The organism is Rhodococcus sp. (in: high G+C Gram-positive bacteria) (assembly GCF_049591685.1).
In the GTDB taxonomy this organism is placed as follows: Bacteria; Actinomycetota; Actinomycetes; order Mycobacteriales; family Mycobacteriaceae; genus Rhodococcoides.
The window spans coordinates 1-8,864 of the sequence record NZ_JBAWFH010000509.1; the positions used below are offsets into that span (position 1 = coordinate 1).

The following is an 8,864-nucleotide window of genomic DNA, read 5'->3' on the forward strand; positions in this document are numbered from 1 at the left end:
CGGCAGCGCACATCACGCCTTGCTGGGGTGATCTGCCTTCTCTTCGTCGCTACCTGACTGTGGGTGGCCGAGCATCGCCGCGCCCAGTAGCTCCTCGGGAACGCCGAAGCCCTCCACCATCTCGAGGGCGTGCGGACGAAGTGTCCGGCAGCGCTCGTTGATGCCGCGGGTGACGGCCTTGGCGCGTTCGGTCGAGAGGAACCGGTGCTCGATGAACCAGGCCTTGTCTTCTTCGATGACCGACAGTGCATACATGTCGCACACCTGCTCGAGCAGTTCCTTCGCTTCCGCGTCCTCGCACGTGGAGATGCCTGCGATGAATGCCTCGAGGATGATGCGGTCGATGTGCGCACTCGCCGCGTGCAGCACGTGATCCTGCACCGAGTTGAACGCTTCGAACGCGCCCATTTCCTTGGACTTGCTCTGCAACCGCCGAGCGACGGTGGAGATCAAGTAATCCTCTCGATCCTCGAACATCTTGACCTGGGTGCCGCGGTTGAACAGCGAACCCTCTTCCTCGTTGTCCTGACGGGAATCGAGGATGGTCTGCATGATCGTTTGTGCCGCAGTGCGTTTGGCGACCCGCTCGCCTGCGAACTCGGCCGCGAACCGAACCCACTCGACGGGGCTCATGCCCTTGACATCGTCGGCGTAGGCGGTGAGCAGCTCTTTGGCGACGAGCTGCGTGAGCACGTGGTTGTCGCCCTCGAACGTGGTGAAGACGTCGGTGTCGGCCTTGAGCGAGATGAGCCGGTTCTCGGCGAGGTAGCCTGCGCCGCCGCATGCTTCGCGGGCTTCCTGAATGGCCTTGGTGGCGTGCCAGGTGTTGGCGGCCTTGAGGCCTGCTGCGCGAGATTCGAGTTCGCGCTGCTCCTCGGCATCCGGGTTGTCGGACGTCTGCAGCTCGTGCAGCTTGGCCACCAACTCGTTCTGCGCGAACTGCAGTGCGTACGATTTCGCGATCAGCGGGAACAGTCGACGCTGGTGCACCAGGTAATCCATGATGAGCACCTCGTCCTCGGACTTCGGTGCCGAGAACTGTCTGCGCTGCAACGCATATCGCGTCGCGATGTCGAGGGCGACCCGGGCCGCTGCGGCAGCGCTACCGCCGACCGTGACGCGTCCGCGGATGAGGGTGCCGAGCATCGTGAAGAATCGTCGACTCGGGTTCTCGATTGGGGAGGAGTACGTACCGTCGGAGGAGACGTCGGCGTACTTGTTGAGCAGGTTGTCGCGCGGAATGCGCACCTGGTCGAACATGATTCGACCGTTGTCGACGCCGGGTAGACCGCCCTTGTACTGACAGTCCGAGGTGGTGACGCCGGGGAGGTCGTCGCCGTTCTCGTCACGCAGTGGGACGAAGAAGCAGTGGACGCCGTGGCCTTCGGCTTCTTCGCCAGGCCCGGCCGTGATCAGCTGCGCGAACACCGCCGCCACGGTTGCCGTTTCGGCGGCGCCGCCTATGTAGTCCTTGCGCGACGACGGCGTCGGGGAATGGATGACGAACTCGTCGGTGGCCGGGTCGTACGTGGCGGTCGTTTCGAGCGACTGCACGTCGCTGCCGTGACCCGTCTCGGTCATTGCGAAGCAGCCCAGCAGGTCGAGGTCGATGATCCGACGCACGTACGCGTCGTGGTGACGCTCGGTGCCCAGGTTCTCGATGGCTCCGCCGAAGAGTCCCCACTGGACTCCGGCCTTGACCATCAGCGACAGGTCCGACATCGCGAGCATCTCGATCATCGTGACCGCGGCACCGACGTCGCCGGTGCCGCCGTGTTCCTTCTTGAAACCGTCGTCCGCTGCGCCGTGCTCGGCGAGGATCTTCAGCTGCTCCAGCGCCTTGGTGCGAGCGATGACGGTGTTCGGTGTGTAGTGCGGACGGAATTCTTCACGAACGAGTTGTGCTCGGGCCTCGTTCTTCACATCGCGCCAGCGACCGTCCAAAGTGTTGCGAAGGTGCTCCGTTTTGGTTGCCATACTCGACGGTAACCTCTCGCGGAATATGCCGTCGCGGAAGCGTCACGAAGGCCACAAATACTCGCGGGCCCAGCTGGCCGCCAACTTGCTTCGGAGCCGCGACCAGAACTTGCTCCGCCCGTACGGTCCGTCCCGGAACACCGACGCCCCGTTGTCTTCGAGCACGCGAGTGATCAGCGGGCTGAAGCCGTCGAACTCGCGACGAAGATGCTCGCGAAACCCGTCGGGCCAGGAGTACCGCGCTGGTTCGTGTTGTGCCTCCATGCTGGGAAGTGTAATCCAGCGGTAACACGCTCGTTACACGTTCCGAGCAGCGGAAAAGTCGGGTATTCGCCCCATTTCGTTTGCGGAATGGAGGGGCGGGTACTCGGAAGGCTCGACTAGAACCTTGGGGGCACGATATGAACACAGCAGTGTGGATCGTCATAGCAGTAGTAGTGGTTCTTCTCATTGTGGCCATCGCTCTCGCGGTCAGCCGCAAGCAGCAGGCCGCCAAGCGAGTGGAAGCGAATCGCATCCGCGAGCAGGCCGCCGAAAGGCAGACCGAGGTCGAGCAGCGGCAGGCCGTTGCCGACGAGAGCGCAGCGAAAGCCCGGCGCGCTCAGGCCGATGCGGAAGCCAAGGCCGCCGAGGCACGCAAGCTGTCTCTGCAGGCCGAAACGCACCAGGGTCACGCAGCAACGTCGCGCGACGAGCTGGACTCGGAGTACGAGCGGGCCAACAAGATCGACCCGGATGTCAAGAACGGCTCGCGTTCCGGTGACGTCGATCAGGCGCACGCCGAAAAAGTGGTCGGCCACGACGACCGGACCGGTGCCCACGAAGCCCACGGCAGCAACGATCACGACGGCAGAAGTGCAGGTCAGAAGGTGCGCGACACGCTCGATCCTCGTCGTGACACACACGGCACCGACACACACGGCACCGGCGCGCACGGCACCGACACACACGGCACCGACACACACGGCACCGGCACGCACAACACCGGTGCCACCACGGAGCGTCCTGACGGCAACCTCGATCCCCGGGGCGCAAAGTTGGACCCGCGCACCGACGGTGATCAGGTGGGGGAGCACCGCCGGCCCTGATCGCACGCGAGCGCTCACAACCCCAGCGTCTGATCACAACGCGAATTTGCGTTGCGAACAGACGCTGTTGTTGTAAGAAGGGCCGCCGACGCCAGACGAGAAGGGCTGATTATTACGCCCTGTAGTTGGCAGTATCGGTAAACCTGGGACACTGGGGGTCGTGACTGATTCCCTCGGCGACGACGTACCCGTTTCTGCCCGGCTCTTCGAGCGCGCGAGCGCTGTGATCCCGGGAGGAGTCAACTCCCCGGTCCGCGCGTTCCACTCGGTGGGAGGCACGCCGCGCTTCATCGCCGAGGCCAGTGGCTACACGATGATCGACGCTGACGGCAACCGCTACGTCGACCTGATCTCGTCGTGGGGTCCGATGATTCACGGACACGCGCACCCCGTCGTCGTCGACGCGGTGCAGAAGGCGGCGTCGACGGGCCTGTCCTTCGGGGCCCCCACGGAACGCGAAATCGCGCTCGCCGAGGAAATCGTCGGCCGAGTCGGGCCCGTCGACCAGGTACGCCTTGTGAATTCGGGCACAGAGGCGACGATGAGTGCAGTACGGCTCGCCCGCGGGTTCACCGGTCGCACCAAGATCGTCAAATTCTCCGGTTGCTATCACGGCCACGTCGACGCGCTCCTCGCAGATGCGGGCTCGGGCCTCGCCACGTTCGGCCTCCCGACGTCGCCGGGGGTCACCGGCGCGCAGGCGTCGGACACCATCGTCGTCCCCTACAACGACCTGGCAGCCGTCGAAGCTGCGTTCGCCGAGAACCCCGACGAGATCGCGTGCGTCATCACCGAGGCGGCCGCGGGCAACATGGGTGCGATCCCGCCCGTTCCGGGCTTCAACCAGGGCCTTCGTCGTCTCGCGACCAACAGCGGGGCCCTGCTGATCATGGACGAGGTGATGACGGGTTTCCGCGTCAGCGCTGCCGGTTGGTACGGCATCGACGGTGTCGCCGGCGACCTGTACACCTTCGGCAAGGTCATGAGCGGAGGTCTTCCCGCCGCCGCGTTCGGTGGCCGCGCCGACATCATGGCCTACCTGGCTCCGGCCGGACCGGTCTATCAAGCGGGCACACTGTCCGGTAACCCGGTCGCGGTCGCGGCCGGACTCGCCAGTCTCCAACTCGCCGACGCCGCCGTCTACGAGAAGCTCGAGCGCAACTCGAAGCGGCTCGGTGCGCTGCTCGGCGAGGCTCTGACCGAGGCAGGCGTTCGTCATCACGTGCAGTTCGCAGGCACTATGGTGAGCGTGTTCTTCTCCGACGGACCCGTCACCGATTACGCGGGCGCCAAAGCAGCCGAGACGTGGCGATACCCCGCGTTCTTCCACGGCCTGCTATCGCGTGGGGTCTACCCACCGCCGAGTGCATTCGAGGCCTGGTTCGTCTCCGCGGCCCTCGACGACGACGCCTTCCAGATCATCGCCGACGCGCTCCCCGACGCCGCCCGCGCAGCGGCCCGAGCAGAAGCAGGAACCAAGTGAGCACCGCTCCAGGCACCAACAACGCCGACAGTCATCCGCACCAGAGCACCCGCACCATCGTCCACGTGCTTCGGCACGGCGAGGTGCACAACCCGAAGGGAATTCTGTACGGACGCCTGCCCGGCTTCCGGTTGTCCGATGCAGGCCGCGCGCAAGCCGTCGCCGTCGCCGAAGCCCTTGCCGGTCATGACATCACGCACGTTGTCGCGTCGCCGCTGCAGCGTGCGCAGGAGACCGCTGGCCCGATTGCGCAGGCTCACGGCCTGACCATCGCCGAGGACGACAACCTCATCGAGGCAGGCAACCAGTTCGAGGGACTGCGCGTGGCCGTCGGCGACGGTGCCCTTCGTCGGCCCCGGCACTGGTGGAAGTTGCGTAACCCCCTCACCCCGTCGTGGGGTGAGCCGTACCTGCAGATCGCGCACCGCATGCTCGCCGCAGTCAACGCTGCCCGCGTCGCCGCCGTCGGTCACGAAGCCGTGTGCGTCAGCCATCAGTTGCCCGTCTGGACTCTGCGCCGATTCCTGCAGGGCGAGCGCCTCTGGCACGACCCGCGTCACCGTCAGTGCAGCCTGGCGTCGCTGACCTCCCTCGTCTACGAAGGCGACACGCTCGTCGACATCGTCTACTCCGAGCCCGCAGGGGCCAGTGATCCGAAGGTCGCCGGTGCGTAAGTTCCTCGTCTCCGCCGCGGCCACCGCATCGGCCGTCGCACTCCTCACCGGATGTGCGACGGGGACCGACGCGGTCGCCACCGGGGGAACGTTCGACTTCGTCTCACCGGGGGGCCAGACCGAGATCTTCTACGACCCGCCCGCGAGCCGCGGCACCATCGACGGCCTGTCCGGGCCAGACCTGATGGAAGAGGGCAAGACCACTTCGCTGGCCGACTACGAGGGCAAGGCCGTCGTCCTCAACGTGTGGGGCCAGTGGTGCGGCCCGTGCCGCGGCGAGGCGGACGACCTGGAAGAGGTCTACGAGAACACCAAGGACCTCGGCGTGCAGTTCCTCGGTATCAACGTCCGCGACAACGCGCAGGACAAGGCCCAGGATTTCGTCGTCGACAACAACGTGAGCTACCCGTCGATCTACGACCCGCCCATGCGCACCCTCACCGCCCTCGGCGGCATCCCGACATCGGTCGTCCCGACGACCGTCGTACTGGACAAGCAGCATCGCGTCGCCGCGGTGTTTCTGCGTGAACTGCTCACCGAAGACCTGCAGCCCGTCGTCGAACGCGTCGCTGCCGAGGAATCCGAGCAGTCGTGACGCACCCGAACTTTCTGGCGAGCACGTCTCATCTCGCAGGCATAGGTGAGACATTCCAAGCGACCGCGTCGACGGGACCGCTCGTCCTCGCGATGGGCGTGTGCGTCCTGGCCGGGCTCGTCTCGTTCGCGTCGCCGTGTGTCGTCCCGCTCGTCCCGGGATACCTGTCGTATCTGGCGGGTGTCGTCGGGGCAGATGCCCCTGCGGTGACCGCATCGGAAGCCGTGCAGACGAAAACCCGTGCCGCAACCCGTCTTCGGGTGGCAGGCGCGGCCGGACTGTTCGTCCTCGGATTCACCGTCGTGTTCGTACTCGCGACGGCGACCGTGTTCGGAGCCATCTCGGTACTCGCGGTCAACCGTGAACTGCTGATGCGAATCGGCGGAGTCGTCACGATCGCAATGGGACTGGTGTTCATCGGTCTCGTCCCGGCGTTGCAGCGCGACGTGCGCTTCGAGCCACGCCGCGTTGGCAGCCTCCTCGGCGCCCCACTGCTCGGCGGTGTCTTCGCTCTCGGGTGGACCCCGTGCCTCGGCCCGACGCTCGCCGGGGTCATCTCGCTGGCGGCCGGAACCGAAGGCGCCACCGCCGCACGAGGCGTCACCCTCATCGTCGCCTACTGCCTGGGGCTCGGGTTGCCGTTCGTCATCCTCGCGTTCGGGTCGGTGAGCGCACTACGCGGAGTCGGCTGGCTTCGTACACACGCACGACAGATACAGGTGTTCGGCGGAATCATGCTGATAGCAGTGGGAATTGCACTCGTCACGGGTGCGTGGGACGTCTTCGTCGGCTGGGTTCGCGACGCCTTCGTCTCCGACGTGGTACTTCCGATATGAGGGGGGCGATATGACGGATCTCGAGACCAAGCCCGCACCGCACGTTCCCCGGCAGTCCGCTGCGGGCCGCGGCGTCGCGCTGGTTCGCAACACGTGGCGCAACCTGACGAGCATGCGCACGGCGCTGGTGCTGCTGTTCCTGCTGGCGTTCGCTGCCATCCCCGGCGCCCTCGTACCGCAGCGCAGCCTCAACTCCGGCAAGGTCGACGAATACATCGCCGCGCGGCCCACGCTCGGCCCGCTGATGGACAAGCTCGAGCTGTTCGACGTGTTCTCCAGCTTCTGGTTCACCGCCATCTACGCGCTGCTGTTCGTCTCGCTGATCGGCTGCATCGTTCCGCGCTGCATCGACCACGCCAAAGCGCTGCGCACCAAGCCGGTACCGACACCCCGCAATCTTTCCCGTCTGCCGCACCACAGCCGCTACGTCGTCGACGCACCTGTCGACGAGACCGCCGAAAAGGTCGCTGCGCAACTGCGGGGGTGGCGCGTCGCACGGCGAGAGTCCGGCACCGAAGTGACGTTGTCGGCCGAGAAGGGCTACCTCCGCGAGTTCGGCAACCTGGTATTCCACCTGTCCCTGGTCGGTTTGCTCGCGGCAATTGCGCTCGGCAAATTACTCGGCTACGAGGGCAACGTCGTCGTCATCGCCAACGACGGCCCCGGCTTCTGCAGTACCTCACCTGCCATCTACGACGGGTTCCGCGCAGGCCAGCTCGTCGACGGCACCGGGCTCGAACCCCTGTGCATTCGAGTGAAGGACTTCCGGGCGGACTACCTGGACAGCGGCCAGGCCGAGATGTTCACCTCGAACATCGAGTATCAGGCCGGCGAGGACCTCGAGAACAACGTGTGGCGCGACGACGTACTGCAGGTCAACCACCCGCTGCGCGTCGCGGGCGACCGGGTCTACCTCCAGGGCCACGGGTACGCGCCGACATTCACCGTCACCTTTCCGAACGGCGAGACCCGCACCGAGACCATCCAGTGGCAGCCCACCGACGCCACGACGTTCCTCTCCAGCGGCGTTCTGCGGTTCGACCCTCCGGGCGGGCTGTATCCCGAAGCGACGGAACGCAGGCAGAATCAGATTGCCGTCGAAGGACTCTTCGCGCCGACGGCGTTCTTCCACGGCAACCTGCTGTCGTCGAGCTACCCGGCAATGACCGACCCGGCCGTCGCCGTCGACATCTACCGCGGCGACACCGGCCTCGACACCGGCTTCCCGCAGTCACTGTTCTCGCTGAACCAGGAAATGGTCAACCAGGGCCGCCTGGTCAAGCAGGACCGCGTCAACCTGAAGCCGGGGGAGAGCTCGACCTTGTCCGACGGCACCAACGTCCGGTTCGACGGAGCAGAAGAGTTCGTCAACCTGCAGGTCTCGCACGATCCCGCGCAGACCTGGGTGCTCGTGTTCGCGCTGACGATGATGGGCGGACTGCTCGTCTCGCTCGTGATCAAGCGACGCCGCGTATGGGTGCGACTTCGCACCGAGCCGGACTCACGACATACTGTAGTAGAACTCGGTGGACTGGCCCGTACCGATCAGGCGGGCTGGGGAGAAGAGTTCGACCGGCTCTGCGAGCGGCTGATCGGCGATGTAGTGGCAACAGACCCGAACGCGAAGAAAAACCAGGAGATCTGAGAAGATGCCGATCAACGAGACACTCTCGCAGTACAGCGACTGGTCTTTCGAGTCCGCGTTCGCGATCTACGTGCTCGCGTTCATCCTGCTCATCGCGCAGTACGCATCCGCCCGCGCCACCGCCGTACAGGCGAAGGAACTCGTCGGCAGCGGTGCACCCGCTGCTTCCGGCACGCGACCCGGCGTGCCGGGAAGGGTCGTCCAAGCCCCGAAGCGCCCACTGTCCGAGCGGTTGTCCGGCATGGGCTTTGCCCTGCTGATCCTGGGCCTGGTGCTGCACGTTGCGGCAGTGGTTCTGCGCGGCTTCGCCACCCATAGGTTCCCGCTGGGCAACATGTACGAGTTCGTCACCATGGCCACCGCGGCAGCCACCCTGACCTCGCTTCTGCTGCTGCGTAAGCGCACCATGCGCCCGATGCTCGTGTTCGTGCTCGCGCCGATCATCGTGCTGATGTTCCTCGCGGCCACCAAGCTCTACGCCGACGCAGCGCCCGTCGTGCCCGCACTGCGATCGTTCTGGCTGCCCATCCACGTCACGATCGTCAGCGTCGGCAGCGGCATCCTTC

Annotated in this window: 8 protein-coding genes and 1 pseudogene; 7 read left to right on the top strand and 2 right to left on the bottom strand. The window is 65.7% G+C overall.

The features are described 5' to 3' along the window. Positions 1-12: 12 nt before the first annotated feature. Together WBQ44_RS20840 and WBQ44_RS20845 are read right to left on the bottom strand one after the other, a co-directional pair. A complete protein-coding gene (locus tag WBQ44_RS20840; protein ID WP_495568571.1) occupies positions 13-1,977 on the bottom strand; it encodes an acyl-CoA dehydrogenase family protein in 1,965 nt (654 codons plus the stop codon). 42 nt (positions 1,978-2,019) lie between these two features. Further along, on the bottom strand, positions 2,020-2,241 hold the full coding sequence (locus tag WBQ44_RS20845) for an inositol 2-dehydrogenase (protein ID WP_495568572.1): 222 nt from the start codon (positions 2,239-2,241) through the stop codon (positions 2,020-2,022). 137 nt (positions 2,242-2,378) lie between these two features. Here WBQ44_RS20845 and WBQ44_RS20850 point away from each other — a divergent pair, with 137 nt between their 5' ends. The 7 genes and pseudogenes from WBQ44_RS20850 to WBQ44_RS20880 form a co-directional block, all read left to right on the top strand. Next, entirely contained in the window at positions 2,379-3,065 is a 687-nt protein-coding gene (locus WBQ44_RS20850; RefSeq protein WP_495568573.1) for a hypothetical protein, read from the top strand. 160 nt (positions 3,066-3,225) lie between these two features. Continuing rightward, entirely contained in the window at positions 3,226-4,548 is a 1,323-nt protein-coding gene (hemL, locus tag WBQ44_RS20855; RefSeq protein WP_495568574.1) for a glutamate-1-semialdehyde 2,1-aminomutase, read from the top strand. After that, a complete protein-coding gene (locus WBQ44_RS20860) occupies positions 4,545-5,222 on the top strand; it encodes a histidine phosphatase family protein (RefSeq protein WP_495568575.1) in 678 nt (225 codons plus the stop codon). Before hemL ends, WBQ44_RS20860 begins: the two co-directional genes overlap by 4 nt. Then, a complete protein-coding gene (locus tag WBQ44_RS20865; protein ID WP_495568576.1) occupies positions 5,215-5,817 on the top strand; it encodes a TlpA disulfide reductase family protein in 603 nt (200 codons plus the stop codon). Before WBQ44_RS20860 ends, WBQ44_RS20865 begins: the two co-directional genes overlap by 8 nt. Next, entirely contained in the window at positions 5,814-6,653 is an 840-nt protein-coding gene (locus WBQ44_RS20870; protein WP_495568577.1) for a cytochrome c biogenesis CcdA family protein, read from the top strand. The genes WBQ44_RS20865 and WBQ44_RS20870 overlap by 4 nt, the downstream gene beginning before the upstream one ends. 10 nt (positions 6,654-6,663) lie before the next feature. Further along, positions 6,664-8,298 (top strand): cytochrome c biogenesis protein ResB, encoded by a 1,635-nt coding sequence (gene resB / locus WBQ44_RS20875; RefSeq protein WP_495568578.1) that lies wholly within the window; start codon positions 6,664-6,666, stop codon positions 8,296-8,298. Positions 8,299-8,302: 4 nt separating this feature from the next. Continuing rightward, a pseudogene (locus WBQ44_RS20880) lies at positions 8,303-8,864 on the top strand (c-type cytochrome biogenesis protein CcsB); the annotation flags it as partial.

Coding starts and splice junctions, on each gene's coding strand:
- WBQ44_RS20840 (WP_495568571.1), bottom strand. CDS start 1,977: ATGGCAACCAAAACGGAGCACCTTCGCAACACTTTGGACGGTCGCTGG.
- WBQ44_RS20845 (WP_495568572.1), bottom strand. CDS start 2,241: ATGGAGGCACAACACGAACCAGCGCGGTACTCCTGGCCCGACGGGTTT.
- WBQ44_RS20850 (WP_495568573.1), top strand. CDS start 2,379: ATGAACACAGCAGTGTGGATCGTCATAGCAGTAGTAGTGGTTCTTCTC.
- resB (WP_495568578.1), top strand. CDS start 6,664: ATGACGGATCTCGAGACCAAGCCCGCACCGCACGTTCCCCGGCAGTCC.